Below are 17,512 nucleotides of genomic sequence, written 5' to 3'. Positions count from 1 at the left end.
CCTGAGCGCCTTGCCGCCCGCTGGCCCAGGCCGGTTCCACTCGTTTGAAAAGTTGCACCGGCCTGGGCCAGCTACCACCGCGCAGGTGGGGTCAATTTTGCACGCCGATAGGGGGTCAATTTTGCGCGCCGATTGACAGCATTCTCTCCTAAGGCGAATATTTTCGGCGAATACACTTTGATTGGAAATGAATTCATCAAACGACTTCGGAGTCACCAAGCACACCATGTCGACGCGGAGCGGAATAGGCCCGTAGCCGAACGCAAGACTGCATGAGATTCGCGCGAAAACAGGCGAATTGACGAGCAATTCGACGCCGCACCTTTGAAAATTCAGGTTGGTCAAAGACGCGGACACAACCGGTTGGCGCAAAGTATTGCTGCTGTTGTTCTATTATGGCTTTACTTAAAGCCGGGGCCGTAGCGCCGCGCGATCCGCGCGATGCATCCTTTGAAGGCAAGGTTAATGCGTTTGAGCTCATCAGAACCGCTGCAGGCTTCCGTGCGCACCGTGCGCCGGTTTCGCCGCGCGTCCGCGGATGGGTTAGCTTTCGTGCCTTACGGGCTTTTGCCCCTGCTCGGCCTTGGTTTGCTTACGGTGATCGTCTGGACCAGCTTCGCGCCCCACAGCATCGAGTCTTCCGTGCGTCAGTCGGCTGAAGAAGCCGTCGCAGATACCGGCGCTGAGTGGGCGAAAGTGGAAGTCTCAGGCCAATGGGTCACGGTCAGGGGCACGCCGCCCACGCCCGAAGCGGGCGAACGCCTGCTCAACGCAATCCGTACCGCGCGCGCGCCGACCTGGCTCGGGTCCGCGCGGCCTGCGACACGCGTGAGAGGCAACTTTGGCGGCGTAGCTTCCGCGCGTCCCGACTTGGCCGGCAGCGACGGAACGGTCGTACCGGGCAGCGGTACGCCCGAGTTCCTGTTCCGGTTGTCCGGCCCGAAACTGACTTTGGAAGGCCGCGTACCTGACATTGCGACGCGGGACGCCTTGATTGCAGAAGCGAATAATGAGCGGCCTGCGCATGTCGAAGAAGTGGTCAGCCATATCGAGACTCTGGGTGTCGCATCTCCGGCGGGCTTTCAGGAAACGGCGCTTCGCGGCGTTGACGTGTTGAAACAATGCGACAGCGGAACGGTGAGCCTGACGTCCAAGCGGTTCAATGTCCGCTGTGCGCTGCCGCAGAGCGAAGCTGATCGTGTGCGTGCGTTGGCGTCGCGAACATTGCCCTATGGCAGCATCGGCGATGTCGAAATCCTTGCGCAGGAAGTTGTCGAAACCTGCGAGGAAGAGCTCGCGCGTCTTCTGGAAGCTTCGCGGATCGAATTTGATCCCGGCAGCGACCTGATCACGAGTTCGAAAGCCGCGTTGCTCGACCTTACCGCCAGGGCCGCAACGGATTGCCCGGGTCGCTTGCGCGTCGAAGGGCATACTGACAATACCGGCAGCGCGGCGCTGAACGAAAGCCTCAGCAAGCGCCGCGCCGAAGCCGTCCGTGCCGCCCTGATCCAGAGGGGCGTCGCACCCTCTCGGATCCTCGCTGCGGGCTATGGCGCCTCGAAACCGATTGGCGACAACACGACTGACGAGGGCCGCGCTCTCAATCGCCGCATCGAAATCCGTATCGTGAAGGCGGACGAATGAACCGCTTCATCCTTCACGCCTTCACACCCCATTCTGCCGGAGCCTGACCATGTGGTTTCTCCTCGTCAAAATCTTCCTTCTGCTTGGCCTCGCGGCGCTGCTAGGTGCAGCTGTCGCCTGGTGGTGGATGCGTCGGCGGTTCGTGGATGTCACGGAATCCCATGCGGAACTCAGCCGTCAGGTCGATGCCTTCCTGGCGCAAGGCAAATCCCTGACGCGCGAAGATGTCGAGTATGCCTTGAAGATGGCACTCGAAAGCTATCGGCCGCCTCAACCGGATTTTGCACCGGTACAGCACAAGCTGATCGACCTTGAACGAACACTCGCGGCGCCAGATCAGGAAGTGCGCGCCTTGAACGAAGGGCTCAGCAACCGTCTTAGCACGCTCGAACAGTCCGTCTCTGCGATCTCGGCGGCTGTGTCATCGATGCGCACGGTACACCTCGAAGCCATCGATCAGCATCTGCGCGGTGTGTCAGCCCGTATCGACAACCTTCGCATGCCCGACCTTGAGGGCGTGAATGCCAAAATCGCCGCCCTGTCTTCGCATGTCACCGAGTCCCGCGTGCCGGACATCCTGCCTGCCATCGAGCCGCGACTTGCCCAGATCGAAGAACTCATCGCCAGCATCAAGATCCCCGAAGCCGATCTCGGGCCGGTTCATAGCGGTTTGGCTGCCCTGCAGCTCGCCGTCGAAAACCTCGAACTGCCAGAGCCCAATCTCGCGCCGCTACAGAGCCAGATGGATCATCTTCAGCTACGGATCGAGGAATACGCGGCACGCCCTGACCTTGAAGTCGTTCTGGAGCGCGTCAGCGCGCTCGAAAAGGCCGTGCGCGACGTGCAGATCCCCGAACCGGATCTCGAGCCGATCATCACCCGCCTCGCAGGGCTTGAATCCAGTATCGCAGAAGGCGTGTCATCGGACGCGCTTATGAGCATGCTGGCGGGCATCGAGAGTGATCTCAATTTCCTCTCGCGCAAGTCGAACGATCTGGAACCTGTCTACAGCCAGTTCGCATCACTGGATGCCTCCCTTGCTTCCATCCGCACCGATCTACGCGGCCAGAGCCGGAACGAAGCGCTTGATCGCCGACTGGCAGCTTTGCAGGAGGCTGTGCTCAATCTTCCGCAGCCGGACTATACGCGCATCGATCTCGCGCTGCGATCGATCGAATCTACATTCGATCTCGGCGCTCTCGAAGACCGCTTGACCGCAATCGAATACGGCCTGTCTGCCGTACACCACATGTTGCGCACCCGCGCCGAGTTTCCCCGTCCGGAACCCGAAGTCCGCGCCCGTCCTGAACCGGCGGCGGTGTACGATCCGCGACCTGCGCCCCGCCCGGTGCGGGTGGCTCCAGCAGCGCCGGAACCGGCGCCGCGTCCGCCACGGCGGCTCGATCCGATTACGGTTGCGCGAAAGCCGGATGACCAGGCCAACCTGCTGACGCACGCGGCCTTCGGTGTGGGTGACCCGCTGGAAGACATCATTGGCGTTGGTCCGATGCTCAACGACCTACTGCACGAAGTCGGCGTGTTCTATTTCTGGCAGATCGCAGAATGGGACGAGGCCGACATCGAATATGTCGATGGCCTTCTACGTCATTTCCGGGGCCGTATCGAACGAGATGACTGGGTCGGACAGGCACGCGAGCTTGCCGCTCTGCCCCACACAGCGAAGCGACCCGTCGCAGACTGAGCCTGCCCCGGCGAAAAGGCTTGGTTTTCTGCTTCGGCCGGGCCAAACCCGTCCCAGGAAAATCAGGAGGAAGCGCCCATGCTGGAAGGCATCAAAGTCGTCGAATACGCCACCTACATGGCAGCGCCGGGCGCCGGGTGCATCTTGCGGGACTGGGGCGCGGACGTCACGAAGATCGAACCTCCCGGCGGCGACCCGATCCGCTTGTTCTTCCGCACAATCGGTACGGACCTCCAGGACAACCCGGTCTTCGATTTTGACAATCGCGGCAAGCGATCGGTGGTCATCGATACCAGCAAGCCCGAAGGTCAGGCCCTGATCCGCGAACTGGTTGCAGACGCCGACGTATTCTTGACCAACGTGCGTCCGGGCGGCTTGACCCGATCGGGCCTCGACTACGACTCCTTGTGCCAGTTGAACCCCAGACTCGTCTATTGCTCCTTGTCCGGCTACGGTCTCGAAGGCCCGGATGCGGACCGCCCGGGTTTCGACATTGCGAGTTTCTGGAGCCGAACCGGCGTTGCCAATCTCACGATCCCGAAAGGCGGCGAACCTTTCCCGCTGCGTACCGCCTTTGGCGATCACACGACGTCGATTGCGGCCGCAGCCGGCATCTGCGCGGCGCTCGTTGAGGCGCAACGCACAGGCAAAGGACGCCTGGTCGAGGCGTCCCTGTTCCGGACGGGGCTCTACGCCATGGGGTCTGATCTTGCGATCCAGTTGTTCTTCGGCCGGGTCGCTTCGACCAAGGGTCGCGGCGAGCAGAACGTGCCCATCTCGAATTTCTTCCAGTCGAAGGATGGAAAGTGGTTCTGCATTGTCGCACGTCAGGGCGAGACCGATTGGGCGCCGCTCTGCCGTGTTATCGGAAGGCCGGATCTCATTGCAGATCCGAAGTACAACAACGCCAAAGGACGGCGGGCAAACAACGCCGAAGTGGTTGCCATTCTGGATGCAGGATTTGCCGTTCACACCATGGACGCGCTCGCCGAACGCCTCGATGCCGAGTCGATCGCGTGGGCGCCAGTGCAAACGCTCGCCGATGTGGCGCAGGACCCGCAGGCTTTCGCGGCGGGCGCCATCGTCCAGACCCCGAGCGCCAAGGGAGACGGTACCACCTACGCCTCTCCAGCCTCCCCCGTGCGCTTTCCAGGCGCGCACGATGGTCCGAAAGGCCCCTCCCCGTCGGTTGGTCAGCATACGGCGGAGGTTCTGGCGTCGCTGGGCCGTAGCGACGCCGAGATCAAGGCACTGTACGCCGCCGGAATTGTTGCCTGAAGCATTGAGCCGGCGCTCAGGCAGGCGCCGAAACAACGGCGCCGTTCTGGCGCTTATTTGCCCTTGAAAACCGGCGCACGCTTTTCGAGGATCGCGTTGACGCCTTCGATATGGTCCTCGGTTTCGTGCATGAGCGCCTGCGCGGCTGCAGACATTTCCATGATCGTGTCGTAGGACGATGTCGCGCCGTGACGCATCAACGTCTTCGCGAGACGCAGAGCTTGCGGCGGCTGTTGCGCAATCTTCTCAGCCATCGCCATCGCCGCGTCCATCAGCTCAGCTGCGGGCACAACCTTGCTGACAAGGCCCCATTCTGCAGCAGTCTTCGCGTCGATCACATCACCGGTGAAGAGCAGCTCGGCTGCGCGCGACGAACCAATCAATCGTGGCAGCAGCCAGGCGCCGCCATCGCCCGGGATCAGGCCGAGCTTGAGGAAGGTCACGCCCATCTTCGCGGTATCTGCTGCAATCCGGATGTCGGCCATGCAGGCGACATCACAGCCAAGTCCGATTGCAGGTCCGTTGATCGCGGAAATCAGCGGGACTTCAAGATTGTACAGCGCGCGGACAATCATGTGGATGTTGCGGCGATAACCTTCGCGGATATCTGCGGGACTTCCGCCGAATGCGCCGTTGCGCTCCTTCATGGCCTTCACGTCGCCGCCAGCCGAGAAGGCGCGTCCAGCTCCGGTCAGCACCGCGCAGCGGATCGTTGGATCCGCCATGACCTCGGCGCAAACCGCCGTAACCGCAGGGCCGTCGCCTTCCTGCCCGAGCGCATTCATCATTTCGGGCCGGTTGAGCGTCAGGATGGCAATCGGGCCGCGTTTTTCGAGCAGAAGAATCGACATGGCAGGTCTCCAGATGAAAGATCAGGTTTGTCTCGTAGCGGCGCTATCGGACTTGTCCAGCGCGCTCCCGCCGGAAGCGCGTCCCGGGCGCAGGCGGCTCGGAGGGCGCGCCGGCAAAGCACTGCGCCTTGCTCATCCAGTCTGTCGCGACGGGGCCGGTCACCTTCAGCGACGTGTCCGCGATGTTCCGGGTCTGCGTCACGACCTGACAGAACTCGTCCGCACGGCCTTCTATCCGCTCAGCCTCACTCGGCTCGCCATGCGTCCAGATTGCGCCGGACGGAGCGGTCAGGACAAGGTGCGGCATCGGGCCCGGCGGCGGCTCGCGCCGGGTCGCATAGGTCCAGCCGAACGTGTTCACACCCAACGTCACGATGTTACTGATCCGGTCCTCGTTGCGCCGCTCGACGCCGGCAAAATCGTACACTTCCTGGCCATGCGCCCACGTTTCCATCTGGCGCGCGGTGATCGACGAACGCGCGCTCATGTCCGGGCCTGCCCACTTCAGACGGGCCTTTGGATCAGCGTCCGCAAACAGATCAGCTGTGCGCTCTGCAAAGTTGCGCCAATCCGACAACAAGGCCTGCTCGCCGAGATGGCCAAGTTGTGCGGCCTCGTAAGCGCGCATCGACGATCCACTCGCTTGCATTGCCTTGAGGTGTCCCGAAAGCTGCTCGGGATCGCTGAGTTGGAAATGCGCCATCCTGTTCCAGAAATGCAGGTGGCGAAGGACGTCTACAATCGTCCAGGCCTTGAATTGTGTCGGCGTATGAAAGTCGTCGAGCGACAAGGTTTCAACCAGGTCGGCGAGCGCCCGGGTCTCCTGCCGGAAATCTTCTGCTTGTTGCACGGCGCAGCCTCCCCTTTTGGGGGTAGCATTGAAGGTGCGGCCACGTCTTGCAAGCCCTGACGCCGGGAACGGCGCGTCGGTAGATTACTTGAGCAACAGGTCGACCTGCACTTCAAGCGCTTCAGCGAGCCGCTTGGCGGTCTTGAGTCCGTAGGACATGCCGCGTTCAATCGCCGAAATGTGATTGGGCCGGATGCCGCTGCGATCGCCGAGTTCTCGCTGTGTCATCAGACGGAACTGCCGGATCGCGCGGACCGGGTTTTCGCCGTCATTGATCCGCTTGATCAGGGCTGCCGGCAGCGGCGCTAGCCCCGACCCTGCCGACGTTTTCCGCCCTGCCACAAGGCCGTCGATCTGCTTTTCCAGATCAACCACCTTCTTCTCGAGATCCAGCAACCGGATCTCCAGCGAGTAGACAAGTTTTGGATCGCTCATGACGTCAGCCCCGATTTTCGATCCATTATTAGGAGCGTTGTGAAACGGTTCAGTGTCGGGCACGTCACAGTTTTGTGTATTATCGGGTCTTGGCGTAGGCTCCGCCGCCCCTTGGGTGGCCTTGCCTGAACCGGCAATCACCTCCACCAAGGCAAAGTCCAGCAATCCTGAGCCGATGCCCAACGAGATCACTGCCGCACCCGCGCCGTTCGAGATCCCGCTCTTTCGCCGGATCTGGATCGCCAATGTCATGTCACAATTCGGCGGCCAGATGCAGAGCGTCGGGGCGGCATGGCTCATGGTGCAGCTGGGCGGCAGCCACACACAGATTGCGCTCGTCGCGGCTTCGGTGACGCTGCCCATCCTGTTGATCGCACTGGTGGCGGGCGCGGTTGCTGACAATTATTCGCGCCGTAGCGTGATGTTGGTCGCGCAAGTTTACATGTTTGCCCTCTCGGTCACGCTTTGCGGGCTCGCCTGGGCCGGTTTGCTGACGCCTTGGTTGCTGCTCACCTTCACCTTCCTGATCGGTTGCGGCATGGCGATGAATGCGCCGTCGTGGCAGGCGACTGTGGGCGATATCGTTCCGCGCGGAACCATTGCAAACGCCGTCGCGATGAACAGCATGGGGTTCAATATCGCCCGCTCGGCGGGCCCTGCGCTGGGCGGCGCAATCGTGGCCGCGTTCGGCGCAGCGGCGACCTTCACCTTAAACGCAATCAGCTATGTCGGGCTTATTGCGGTCCTGTTCCGCTGGAAGCCGGCCGGTCCGGAAAAGCCCAGGCTGCGCGAGAGCCTCGGCAATGCCATGCTCGCGGGTGTGCAATATGTGTCCCTGTCGCCACCAATCCGGCGCACGATGGTTCGGGGGGCGCTGTTCGGGATCGGCGGCGGATCGATCACTTCCCTCATGCCGCTGGTAGCCAAGGACCTTGTCCAGGGCGGCGCAGCCACATTCGGATTGCTTCTCGGGGCATTTGGCGGCGGCGCTGTGTTAGGTGCCATCTCGAACGGGCGCCTGCACCGGCTTTTCACGAATGAAACCGCCGCCCGGATATCAGTTGGCATGGTCATCGCGAGCATGATCATCGTCGCGACAAGCCGGTACTTGCCAATAACGATGCTGGGACTGGTTCTCGGCGGGGGCGGCTGGCTCATCACCGTTGCGACCATGAACGTCGCCGTCCAGATGTCGGCGCCGCGCTGGGTCGTGGGGCGCGCCTTGTCGATCTACCAGATGGCAACATTCGGGGCGATGGCCGCGAGTAGCTGGACGAGCGGGCTGCTGTCCGAGAGCTTCGGCGTTGCGGGTGCCCTGATGATCATGGCGGGCCTGATGATCGTGGCATTCGCAGCCGGACTGTTCTTCCGGCTTCCGGAAGTTGATCACCTGAACCTCGAACCGGTCGGACGCTGGCGCACGCCGGATGTGAAGGTCCAGATCGAGCCGCGCAGCGGGCCGATCCGGGTAAGCATCCACTACCGGATTTCAGAAGCCGATATTCCGGCATTCATCGCCGTCATGGGCGAGCGCCGCCGCGTGCGCCGTCGTGACGGCGCGCAAGGCTGGATCCTTTCCAGAGACCTTGAAGACCCCGAAGTCTGGATTGAACAGTACAGGTTCGCCCGCTGGACCGAATGCATCCTGCACAATGAGCGCCGGACCCATGCCGATGATGAAAACCTGGAAGCAATCAGGGCATTACACAAAGGACCATGGCCGCCGGAGGTGCACAGGTTCCTCGAACGCCAGGTCAACAGCCTGACCATCGATCCGGGTCTGCCCATCGACACGACGATAGACCCGACTCGCTCAAGCTGACTCGAAGTGGTGCCGGCTACAGGACTCGAACCCGTGACCCCCTGATTACAAATCAGGTGCTCTACCAGCTGAGCTAAGCCGGCACGGGTCTGGCGTTACCGGAATCGTCCTGCCTGCGCAAGAAGCGGACCTGCACCGAGCTTGTCAGAACTCAAACGGCACCGCATGATCGCGTAGGGACCCACGAGGGACGTCATGACGGACCTGAAGCCAGACCGCCCGGATCGTTTTCTCATGCCGGATCTTGTCCGCGCTTTTGCCCTGTTCGGCATTGCGGTGGTCAATGTGGCTGGATTTGCCCAGCCTTTGACGACCGGCTTCCACGCCGGAGGACTGGACCGGCCGGCGGACCAGTTCGCGTACGGCGCGGTCGCCACTCTTTTCCTGATGAAGTCCTACCCGTTGTTCTCGATGATGTTCGGCGCGGGTCTCCACTACCAGCAACTGGCCGCGGAGCGCGCAAATGTTGATCTGCGACCACGATATTTCCGACGGATGGCCGCACTGTTGGTGCTCGGCGGGCTGCATTTCATCTTCTTCTGGATCGGAGACATCCTGATCACCTATGGCCTGCTCGGCGCCCTGCTTTTCACACTGCGGGGCGCGTCTGTACCCGGTTTGGTCCGCACGGGAGCCATCCTGATTGCGCTCAACACGGTCCTGCTGCTGTGCCTTGCGGGTCTGCTATGGGGCGCCGAACGCTCCGCGCCTGGCCAGTTGGCCGGATACGAGCGCATGACCGCCGACTCGCTGCGCGCGTTTGGCGAAGGTTCTTTCTTGGATGTGGCCCGGTACCGCTTTGTTCTTCTGCCAACCATCCTGGTGAGCTTGATCGGCCAGCAAGGGCTTTCCGTCTTCGGATTCTTTTGCTTCGGCCTGGCCGCTGCGAACTCCGGGGCCATTTCCCGTCCAGACGCGCCGATCTGGCGACGCTGCCGGCGGATATTCCTGCCACTAGGGCTGACAGGCAGCCTCGTGGGAGCCTTGATCCTTTTGCAAGCGCACTCGTCGGTGGACAGCACCTACCTGTTCGGCTGCGCTGTTATGATGGGTTTCTCGGCATTTGGTGCCTTGGGCTACATGGGGCTCATCGCGGCTTCGGCCCACAAAGCGGGGCCGATCCGGCGATTCGCGGCGCGGGCGGGATCGGCCTCGCTGACGGCCTATCTCCTGCAGTCGGTGATCCTGTCGGTCATCTTCACGGGTTACGGCTTGGGCGCATTTGGCCGCTTGAGCGCCGGAGAGGCCATCGCGGTCGCGGCCGCCGCTGCTGTACTGTCCCTGGCGTTCGTAGCGGTCTGGCGCGGCTTCGCGGCGCGCGGGCCCATGGAGGTGCTCCTCCGGCGCGTCACCTATTGGGGGCGCGCCTGACGCTTTCCTTTGCCGCTCAGGGCGTTAAAAGGCGCAGTTCCCTGACCCAGAAGGCTTTGAAGCGTCCCCATGACCCAGCCCCGGCGCATCCTGATCACATCGGCCCTGCCCTACATCAACGGCGTCAAGCACCTCGGCAACCTCGCCGGTTCCATGCTGCCGGCCGACGTTTATGCCCGTGTGATGCGCCTGAAGGGCCATGACGTGACCTATATCTGCGCCACGGATGAACACGGTACGCCCGCCGAACTCGCGGCGCAGGCGCAGCAGATCCCCGTGCAGGCCTATTGTGACGCGCAATTTGAAATCCAGCGGGCAGCCGGCGAAGGGTTCCATCTGTCGTTCGACTGGTTCGGACGCTCTTCGCGTCCGGCCAACCACGCGCTGACCCAGCATTTTGCGCAGGCCCTCGAAAAGCGCGGCCTGATCGAGGCGCGCATCTCGAAGCAGGTCTATTCGGTCGATGACGGCCGCTTCCTTCCGGATCGCTATGTTGAAGGCACCTGCCCCAACTGCGGCTTCGAAAAGGCGCGCGGTGACCAATGCGACAATTGCGGGACGTTGCTGGACCCTGTTGAGCTCATCAATCCCTACTCGGCCGTGTCTGGAAGCCGCAATATCGAGATCCGGGATACCGAACACCTCTATCTCCTTCAGGCAAAGATGCAGGACGAGATCCGCGCGTGGGTAAACCGCAAGGGCGCGAACTGGCCGCAGCTTGCTGTCTCGATTGCCAACAAATGGCTCGATGAAGGTCTGATTGCCCGCTCGATCACGCGCGACCTCAGCTGGGGCGTCAAGGTGACATCCGCAGACGGATCACCCCGCCCCGGGTTTGAGGACAAGGTCTTCTATGTCTGGTTCGATGCGCCGATCGGCTACATCTCTGCCACGCAGGAATGGGCCGAAGCGAACGGCAAGGACTGGGAAATTCTCTGGCGCACTGACAAAGGCGCGGACGAGACCGAGTACGTGCAGTTCATGGGCAAGGACAACGTCGCCTTCCATACGGTTAGCTTCCCGGTCACGCTGCTCGGCTCCGGCGAGCCCTGGAAAACCGTCGACAAGCTGAAAGCCTTCAACTGGGTCACCTGGTATGGCGGCAAGTTCTCGACGTCCAACAAGCGCGGCGTGTTCATGGACCAGGCGCTGGACCTTCTGCCGGCGGACTATTGGCGCTGGTACCTGACTGCAAACGCGCCGGAAGGTTCCGATGCAGCCTTCACCTGGGAAGGCTTCCAGAGCGCCGTGAATTCTGATCTCGCCAACGTTCTCGGAAACTTCGTCAACCGGATCACGAAGTACTGCGCCTCGAAGTTCGACAGCAAAGTGCCTGAAGCGGGAGAGACCGGAGAAGCTGAAGCCTGGATGGCGAACGAACTCGCCACGCGGCTGAAGACGCTGGATGAACATTATGAAGCTATGGAATTCCGCAAGGCCGCAGCCGAAACGCGCGCAATCTGGGCTGCCGGCAACGAATATCTGACGAAGGCCGAACCTTGGGTGAAGTACAAGTCAGACGTCGATGGCGCGGCTGTCGGCGTACGCGCCGGACTCAATCTGGCGGCCGTCTTCGCGATCATCGCATTGCCGATCATTCCGGAGGCCGCGACGAAAGTGCTCGACGCGCTTGGCATTCCTTTGGAAAATCGACGCTGGCCGTCCTGGCAGGACAGCGGCTTGCTGGATGCGATTCCGCGCGGCGCGCCGATCAATCCACCTGAAGTGCTGTTCCAGAAAATCGAGGACACGCAGGTTGCCGAGTGGACCGAACAATTCGGCGGCGGCAAAGCCTGAGCTGCTTTCTTCAGCGCGTCTTTTCGAACTCGAACATCTCGGTTGTCACGCTGGCCTGCCCCATCGCGTTGTAACGTGGACCGACTGCGCGTTCCGGCGAGAAGTGTTGATCGAGTCGTTTCACCTGATCCGGCGTAAGTCGCACCTGCGCAGCGTTGTGATTTTCCGAGAGGTGGGCGGGTTTCGTCGTGCCAGGAATTGGAATGACGTGATCGCCTTTCGCCAAAGTCCACGCCAAGGCGAGCTGAGCGACGGAACAGCCAGCTTCTTTCGCAACGGCGCGCGCCTCTTCGAGTAAGGCGAGATTCTGGGGATAATGATCGGGGCCGAACCGCGGGAATAACGTGCGGCGCATGTCGATCTCGTGGAACTTTGAAGGATCAGCCGGCGGGTCGGCGAGAAAACCGCGGCCGACCGGTGAAAAGGCAACCAGCGCCGTTCCGAGTTCTGCGCAGGCTTCCAGCACTGCGATTTCCGGATTGCGAACCCAGAGTGAATATTCGGATTGCAGCGCCGCAACCGGGTGCACGGCATGGGCGCGGCGCAGATGATCCTCGCCCATCTCCGACAGGCCGATGAACCGAATCTTTCCGGCGGCAACGAGATCGGATAGTGCACCCGCCGACTCTTCGATGGGTACTTTCGGATCAGGCCGGTGAAGGTAATAAAGATCGATAACGTCCGTCTGCAGACGTTTCAGGCTCGCGTCACAGGCCGACTTGATCGCTTCCGGCCGCCCATCGAGCACGCGGGCGCCGTCCTTGTACCCGAGCACGCATTTGCTCGCGAGGAAGTACTCGTGTCGCCGATGACCCAGTGCCTCTCCGATAAGTTCTTCGCTACGCCCGAGGCCGTAGATGGTTGCCGTGTCCAGGAAATCGCACCCGAGATCGAGCGCCTGGACGAGCAAAGCCTTTGCATCGGCTTCATCAATCGGCGGACCGTAGGCGTGCGTTATATTCATGCATCCGAGGCCAACCGGGTAGACGTCCCGGTCACCAATTCGACGTTTCAGTACCGTCATTTACTCAGCCTTTGCCGTAAACCGTTGGCGCAGCTCGGCCTTGAGAATCTTCCCGTTGGCGTTTCGCGGAAGCGGATCGTTCTGGAACTGGATTTCCTTCGGCACCTTGAAGGCGGCAAGCATGCCCGCCACGTGCGCGCGGAGTTCCGCTTCCGTTGCGGTTTTACCGGGCTTTAACTGCACGACCGCGCCAACTTCCTCGCCCAGTACCTTGTGCGGAATGCCGACAACGGCGGCGTCCATGACGGAAGGGTGATCGTAGAGGGCGTTTTCCACTTCGATACAGTAGATGTTTTCGCCGCCGCGGATCAGCATGTCCTTGGCGCGGTCGACCAGGTAGAGGAAGCCCTCTTCATCAAGACGCGCAAGATCGCCCGTGACAACCCAGCCATTGCGGAATGTCTCGGCCGTCGCATCAGGCCGGTTCCAGTAGAGCCGGCAATTCATCGGCCCCTTGCACCAGAGTTCACCCACTTCGCCGTCCGGTAGCGGATTTCCGTCCGGATCGCAGATCTTCAGCTCCACCGCGCCAGGAGGCGCTCCGGCGCTGGTCGGACGGTTCACATAGTCTTCGCCGATATTGAGGGTCGCCGTAGCGCAGGTCTCGGTCATGCCCCAGCCGTTGCCGGGCGCCGCATCGGGAAAGCGCTTCTTGATGCTGGACACGAGCTCTGGCGCCGACGGCGCGCCGCCATACGAGATCACCTGGATGGATGACAGGTCGTATTTGTCCCGGTCCGGATGTTCGAGCAATTGCCAGGCTATAGCCGGCACACCGCCAATAGAGGTAATCTTTTCAGCTTCGATGATCGGGAGCGCCTGCCCCGCATCCCATTTGAACATCGACACGATCTTGTCGCCGCGAATGGCTGACGGGATCAGGATCGCAAAGGAACCGGTCGCATGGAAGAACGGAATCGATAGCAAGGTGGCGCGCATCGCTTCCGGATCCGGCTCAGGCAAAGGTTCGCCTTTGCGCAGATACATGCGGGCCTGGCACGTCATTGAATTGAACATGTTTGAGATGACGGCCCGGTGAGTTGCCAGCGCGCCTTTGGGTTTCCCGGTCGTTCCCGAGGTGAACATGATCGTTGCATCATCTTCCGGCTGAAGGTCGACTGACACCGGACCGGGGTCAGGCAGGTCCACCCAATCGTTCGGCTGTCCGACAATCGCCTCTAGCGACGAAACACGGGGATCGGCGATTTCATCTGTCGGATCGCGCGCGATCAGGATGTGCTGCAGGTCCGGCAGGCGCTCGAGATGGCCGCGAATGCGCTCATAGATCTGGCCATCGACAATCGCGACCTTCACGCCGGCGAAAGACAGTCCGTACTCCAGCTCCTCAGCCGTCCACCAGGAATTCATCGGTGTCGCAATCGCCCCGAGGCTGAGCGCGGCGTAGAAACCCAGTGGCCATTGCGGGTAGTTGCGCATGATAACCGCAACCCGGTCGCCCTTCTGAACGCCGTATTCCGCCTTCAGCCGATGCGCCAGCGTGCGCGAGGCGAGTTGGAGAGCGCTGAACGTGACCCGTTCGTTCTCGTAAACGAGATAGGTGCGGCCACCGAACTGCTCTGCGGCAGCGTCAAGGATGGACGGAATGGTCGGGGGCGCATTGCTGTAGACTTTCATCGGCACACCGCGGATGACCGCATCCTCGAGCGCCAATGGCGACCCCGGCCCGGCGAGCGCCGCATTTGCCGCTGCAATCGACATTACGGGCCAGTCTGGAGTTGCGCCTTCAGCCATTGATCAATTCCTCCGATATGTTGTTGCGCCCACAAACCATGTCCGCCCCGCGGTTTGAAGGGGGGCCGCTACAATTTGAAGGGAAACAACGACTCGCAGCTTCGGGCGAGGAGGACCGGTTTGATCACCGCGACAACGCGGCGTCAGCTCGTCTGGCCGAGACCGCCGCAGGTCCTCATCCTTCCAAAGGATGGGCGACCTGCGGCGATACCCGGTCAAGCGAGTCTACACGCGTCGACCCGAAAGGGCTCGGCTCGCGCGATTATTTGCCGAAATCGCAGAACCGGAGATTGCGGACCGTGCCATCACGGTCCGTGACCGAGTAGGCCCGGCCCGTCAGGTTGGAATCGTCGCACAGGTAACCGATCTGGTACATGGCGAGCAGTTCCTCGTTGCCCGGGAGGATATCGTTGGCGACCATCAGGTCGATGGCTTCCTGATGGCGACCAAGGTTGAACAGCGCCTCGAACTCCTGCGAGCGGGTGGTGTCCAAGGATTCGAGCGCAGCGATGTAACCAGCGACCTTTGCTTCTGCCGCAGGAAGCGCCGCAGCAGCAGGCGCCGCAGCGCCCGTCATTCGATAGTCGGCGAGAACTTCCTTGAAGTAGGAGACGGCTCCTTCGGCGTTGTACCCGGTCGGGGACCCGCTGAGTTCACCCAGCTTGTAGAGCACATTCGCGGTCTGGTCCGGGGTCAGGCTGGTATCTCCGACAAGCTGCATGAGCCGCTGGATCGCGGTCGGCGTATTGCCGGCGGCAACCAGCTCGTCGGCGGTCTGGAAGCCGAGATCGTAGGCCGAAGGCACAACGGCCGTTTCGGTAGCGCTGGAATCGGACTTTCCAGCCGCTTCCGGCGATGAAGCGCATGCGCCCAGGACGAGGGCTGAGGCCATGGCGAACAGGAGGGGACGAAGCATCGGTATTCTCCGTTGAAATTCAGGACTGCGCTGAATGGGAAGTGCGCAAAGCATTGCTTAGCTTGCTAAAATGCGCCGCAACAGGTCCGAACTGAGGTCAAACTGTGGCGCGTGGGCCTCAGGCCGTTGCCGCACGTTCAATTGCAGAAATGTCACCCCGGCCCAGCGCTTCGATGGCGCGTGCCGCGATATGGCGCGCGGTCAAGCCCGCGGCATTATACATGATTTCTGGGGTGTTCTGGTCCTGGAAAACGTCCGGCAGCGTCATGACGCGCACCTTGAGGCCGCCATCGAGCGCGCCGGTATTTGCCAGATGTTCAAGTACAAAGCTGCCGAAGCCTCCGGTTGCGCCCTCTTCGATCGTGATCAACACCTCGTGGTTGCGAGCGAGCCGCTCGACGAGGTCCTTGTCCAACGGCTTGGCGAAGCGGGCATCGGCCACCGTCGCACTCAGCCCTTGAGCTGACAAAAGGTTCGCCGCCTTAAGCGCCTCTTGCAGGCGCGTGCCGTAGGACAGGATCGCGATGGTGGTCCCTTCCCGCATGACCCGGCCCTTGCCGATCTCGAGCGCTTTCAGATCTGACGGGATCTCGACGCCCACACCTTCGCCGCGCGGATAACGGAAGGAACTGGGGCGGTCGTCGATCTCGAGGGCGGTCTTGACCATTCGGGCAAGATCCGCCTCGTCGGCCGCTGCCATGCAGATGAAACCCGGTAGCGCGCCAAGATAGCCGATATCAAAACTGCCGGCATGGGTGGCGCCATCCGCGCCGACGAGACCCGCGCGGTCCAGGGCGAAGCGCACCGGTAAGCGCTGGATCGCCACATCGTGGACGACCTGATCATAGCCGCGCTGGAGGAAGGTCGAATAGATCGCACAAAAAGGTTTCATGCCGTCTGCGGCGAGGCCGGCCGCAAACGTGACGGCGTGCTGCTCGGCAATGCCGACATCGAAATGACGTTCCGGAAAACGTGCCGCGAAAATGTCCGTGGACGTACCAGAGGGCATGGCTGCCGTGATCGCACAGATCTTGTCGTCGGTCTCGCCCAGCTTTGTCAGCGTCTGTCCGAACACTTTCTGATAGGATGGCGCGCTCGCCGCGCCCTTCGCTTGCTCGCCGGTGACCACGGAGAACTTGGAGACGCCGTGATACTTGTCAGCCGAATTCTCGGCCGGCGCGTATCCTTTGCCCTTTTGTGTGACGACGTGGATCATCACCGGTCCGTCCTGCATGGCGCGAACGTTCTCCAGGATCGGGATGAGCGTATCGAGGTCATGGCCGTCAATTGGCCCGACATAATAAAAGCCGAGCTCCTCGAACATCGTTCCGCCCATCGCAAAGCCGCGAAGGTATTCTTCGGCGCGGCGAGCGGGAGACTCGAGCCCCATCGGCGCGACAACCTTCTTGGCGAAGCGGCGAAGACCCCGATAGGGGCGCGACGAGACGAGGCGCGAGAAGTAATTGCTCATCGCGCCAACGGGCGGCGCAATCGACATGTCGTTGTCATTGAGTATGACGATCAGGCGCGACTTGTCGGCGCCGGCATTGTTCATTGCTTCATAGGCCATGCCGGCCGACATTGAACCGTCGCCGATGACGCAGATCACGTTGTTTTTTGCGCCCTGCAGGTCACGCGCCTTGGCAAAGCCGAGCCCGGCAGAAATCGAAGTCGCGGCATGCGCCGCGCCAAAAGGATCGTATTCGCTTTCCGACCGTTTGGTGAACCCCGACAGGCCATCGCCCTGGCGCAGGGTGCGCATGCGGTCGCGCCGGCCTGTGAGGATCTTGTGGGGATAGCACTGGTGGCCGACATCCCAGACCAGCTTGTCGGCCGGCGTGTCGAAAACGGAATGGATCGCCACGGTGAGCTCGACCACACCCAGCCCCGAGCCGAGATGTCCCCCGGTCACGGAGACGACATCGATGACTTCTTCACGCACTTCCGCCGCAATCTGCTTTATTTCAGCGCGTGAGCGCCCCTTCAGATCGGACGGGGAATGGATCGAATCGAGCAGCCGGTTGGGGCGTGTTTCTGTCATCTCGCCTTGTCTTTTCTAATTGCCATTAC

13 protein-coding genes and 1 tRNA gene are annotated in these 17,512 nt (G+C 61.7%); 6 read left to right on the top strand and 8 right to left on the bottom strand.

Annotated elements, in window-relative coordinates; all coding sequences use genetic code 11:
• Positions 1 to 465: 465 nt before the first annotated feature.
• The 3 genes from GC148_RS15500 to GC148_RS15490 all read left to right on the top strand — a co-directional run bounded on the left by GC148_RS15500 (position 466) and on the right by GC148_RS15490 (position 4,624).
• Positions 466 to 1,644: an OmpA family protein gene (locus GC148_RS15500; RefSeq protein ID WP_291072200.1), complete on the top strand. Its 1,179-nt coding sequence runs from the start codon at positions 466 to 468 to the stop codon at positions 1,642 to 1,644.
• A 49-nt stretch (positions 1,645 to 1,693) separates the two neighbouring features.
• Complete coding sequence (locus GC148_RS15495; RefSeq protein ID WP_291072198.1) at positions 1,694 to 3,346, top strand: hypothetical protein; 1,653 nt, start codon at positions 1,694 to 1,696, stop codon at positions 3,344 to 3,346.
• Positions 3,347 to 3,424: 78 nt separating this feature from the next.
• Positions 3,425 to 4,624: a CaiB/BaiF CoA-transferase family protein gene (locus GC148_RS15490; RefSeq protein WP_291072197.1), complete on the top strand. Its 1,200-nt coding sequence runs from the start codon at positions 3,425 to 3,427 to the stop codon at positions 4,622 to 4,624.
• A 53-nt stretch (positions 4,625 to 4,677) separates the two neighbouring features.
• Here GC148_RS15490 and GC148_RS15485 read toward each other — a convergent pair whose 3' ends face one another.
• The 3 genes from GC148_RS15485 to GC148_RS15475 form a co-directional block, all read right to left on the bottom strand.
• On the bottom strand, positions 4,678 to 5,475 hold the full coding sequence (locus tag GC148_RS15485; RefSeq protein WP_291072195.1) for a crotonase/enoyl-CoA hydratase family protein: 798 nt from the start codon (positions 5,473 to 5,475) through the stop codon (positions 4,678 to 4,680).
• Between the two features lie 43 nt (positions 5,476 to 5,518).
• Positions 5,519 to 6,325, bottom strand: a complete 807-nt coding sequence (locus GC148_RS15480) for a TIGR03084 family metal-binding protein (RefSeq protein WP_291072193.1) — start codon at positions 6,323 to 6,325, stop codon at positions 5,519 to 5,521.
• Between the two features lie 84 nt (positions 6,326 to 6,409).
• Positions 6,410 to 7,012 carry a helix-turn-helix transcriptional regulator gene (locus GC148_RS15475; protein ID WP_291072191.1) on the bottom strand — a complete coding sequence of 201 codons (603 nt, stop codon included), beginning with the start codon at positions 7,010 to 7,012 and terminating at the stop codon, positions 6,410 to 6,412.
• Here GC148_RS15475 and GC148_RS15470 point away from each other — a divergent pair.
• Positions 7,011 to 8,582: an MFS transporter gene (locus GC148_RS15470; protein WP_291072189.1), complete on the top strand. Its 1,572-nt coding sequence runs from the start codon at positions 7,011 to 7,013 to the stop codon at positions 8,580 to 8,582. The genes GC148_RS15475 and GC148_RS15470 overlap by 2 nt on opposite strands.
• 7 nt (positions 8,583 to 8,589) lie before the next feature.
• Here the strand turns inward: GC148_RS15470 and GC148_RS15465 are convergent.
• A tRNA-Thr gene (locus GC148_RS15465) sits at positions 8,590 to 8,665 on the bottom strand.
• Positions 8,666 to 8,777: 112 nt separating this feature from the next.
• Between GC148_RS15465 and GC148_RS15460 the strand changes: the two genes are divergently transcribed.
• Together GC148_RS15460 and metG are read left to right on the top strand one after the other, a co-directional pair.
• Entirely contained in the window at positions 8,778 to 9,953 is a 1,176-nt protein-coding gene (locus GC148_RS15460; RefSeq protein ID WP_291072186.1) for a DUF418 domain-containing protein, read from the top strand.
• Between the two features lie 69 nt (positions 9,954 to 10,022).
• Positions 10,023 to 11,750, top strand: a complete 1,728-nt coding sequence (gene metG, locus GC148_RS15455) for a methionine--tRNA ligase (RefSeq protein ID WP_291072184.1) — start codon at positions 10,023 to 10,025, stop codon at positions 11,748 to 11,750.
• A gap of 10 nt (positions 11,751 to 11,760) precedes the next feature.
• Here metG and GC148_RS15450 read toward each other — a convergent pair whose 3' ends face one another.
• The 4 genes from GC148_RS15450 to dxs all read right to left on the bottom strand — a co-directional run bounded on the left by GC148_RS15450 (position 11,761) and on the right by dxs (position 17,483).
• Positions 11,761 to 12,774 carry an aldo/keto reductase gene (locus GC148_RS15450; protein WP_291072182.1) on the bottom strand — a complete coding sequence of 338 codons (1,014 nt, stop codon included), beginning with the start codon at positions 12,772 to 12,774 and terminating at the stop codon, positions 11,761 to 11,763.
• Entirely contained in the window at positions 12,775 to 14,526 is a 1,752-nt protein-coding gene (locus GC148_RS15445) for a class I adenylate-forming enzyme family protein (RefSeq protein WP_291072181.1), read from the bottom strand.
• Between the two features lie 262 nt (positions 14,527 to 14,788).
• Positions 14,789 to 15,442, bottom strand: coding sequence for a hypothetical protein (locus GC148_RS15440; protein WP_291072179.1), 654 nt, complete (start codon positions 15,440 to 15,442; stop codon positions 14,789 to 14,791).
• A 118-nt stretch (positions 15,443 to 15,560) separates the two neighbouring features.
• The gene (gene dxs, locus GC148_RS15435; protein ID WP_291072177.1) at positions 15,561 to 17,483 is read right to left on the bottom strand and encodes a 1-deoxy-D-xylulose-5-phosphate synthase; all 1,923 of its coding nucleotides are present in this window, start codon (positions 17,481 to 17,483) and stop codon (positions 15,561 to 15,563) included.
• Between the last annotated feature and the right edge of the window lie 29 nt (positions 17,484 to 17,512).

Source organism: Hyphomonas sp., assembly GCF_016125515.1.
Classification (GTDB): domain Bacteria; phylum Pseudomonadota; class Alphaproteobacteria; order Caulobacterales; family Hyphomonadaceae; genus Hyphomonas.
The sequence above is the reverse complement of the archived record's forward strand: the minus strand, read 5'-3'. Positions and strand labels throughout refer to the sequence as shown.

Excerpts from the sequence above, each read along its gene's own strand:
- GC148_RS15495 (WP_291072198.1), top strand. The coding sequence starts at position 1,694 with ATGTGGTTTCTCCTCGTCAAAATCTTCCTTCTGCTTGGCCTCGCGGCG.
- GC148_RS15485 (WP_291072195.1), bottom strand. The coding sequence starts at position 5,475 with ATGTCGATTCTTCTGCTCGAAAAACGCGGCCCGATTGCCATCCTGACG.
- GC148_RS15470 (WP_291072189.1), top strand. The coding sequence starts at position 7,011 with ATGTCACAATTCGGCGGCCAGATGCAGAGCGTCGGGGCGGCATGGCTC.
- GC148_RS15500 (WP_291072200.1), top strand. The coding sequence starts at position 466 with ATGCGTTTGAGCTCATCAGAACCGCTGCAGGCTTCCGTGCGCACCGTG.
- GC148_RS15450 (WP_291072182.1), bottom strand. The coding sequence starts at position 12,774 with ATGACGGTACTGAAACGTCGAATTGGTGACCGGGACGTCTACCCGGTT.
- GC148_RS15445 (WP_291072181.1), bottom strand. The coding sequence starts at position 14,526 with ATGGCTGAAGGCGCAACTCCAGACTGGCCCGTAATGTCGATTGCAGCG.
- metG (WP_291072184.1), top strand. The coding sequence starts at position 10,023 with ATGACCCAGCCCCGGCGCATCCTGATCACATCGGCCCTGCCCTACATC.
- GC148_RS15475 (WP_291072191.1), bottom strand. The coding sequence starts at position 7,012 with ATGACATTGGCGATCCAGATCCGGCGAAAGAGCGGGATCTCGAACGGC.
- dxs (WP_291072177.1), bottom strand. The coding sequence starts at position 17,483 with ATGACAGAAACACGCCCCAACCGGCTGCTCGATTCGATCCATTCCCCG.
- GC148_RS15490 (WP_291072197.1), top strand. The coding sequence starts at position 3,425 with ATGCTGGAAGGCATCAAAGTCGTCGAATACGCCACCTACATGGCAGCG.
- GC148_RS15460 (WP_291072186.1), top strand. The coding sequence starts at position 8,778 with ATGACGGACCTGAAGCCAGACCGCCCGGATCGTTTTCTCATGCCGGAT.
- GC148_RS15440 (WP_291072179.1), bottom strand. The coding sequence starts at position 15,442 with ATGCTTCGTCCCCTCCTGTTCGCCATGGCCTCAGCCCTCGTCCTGGGC.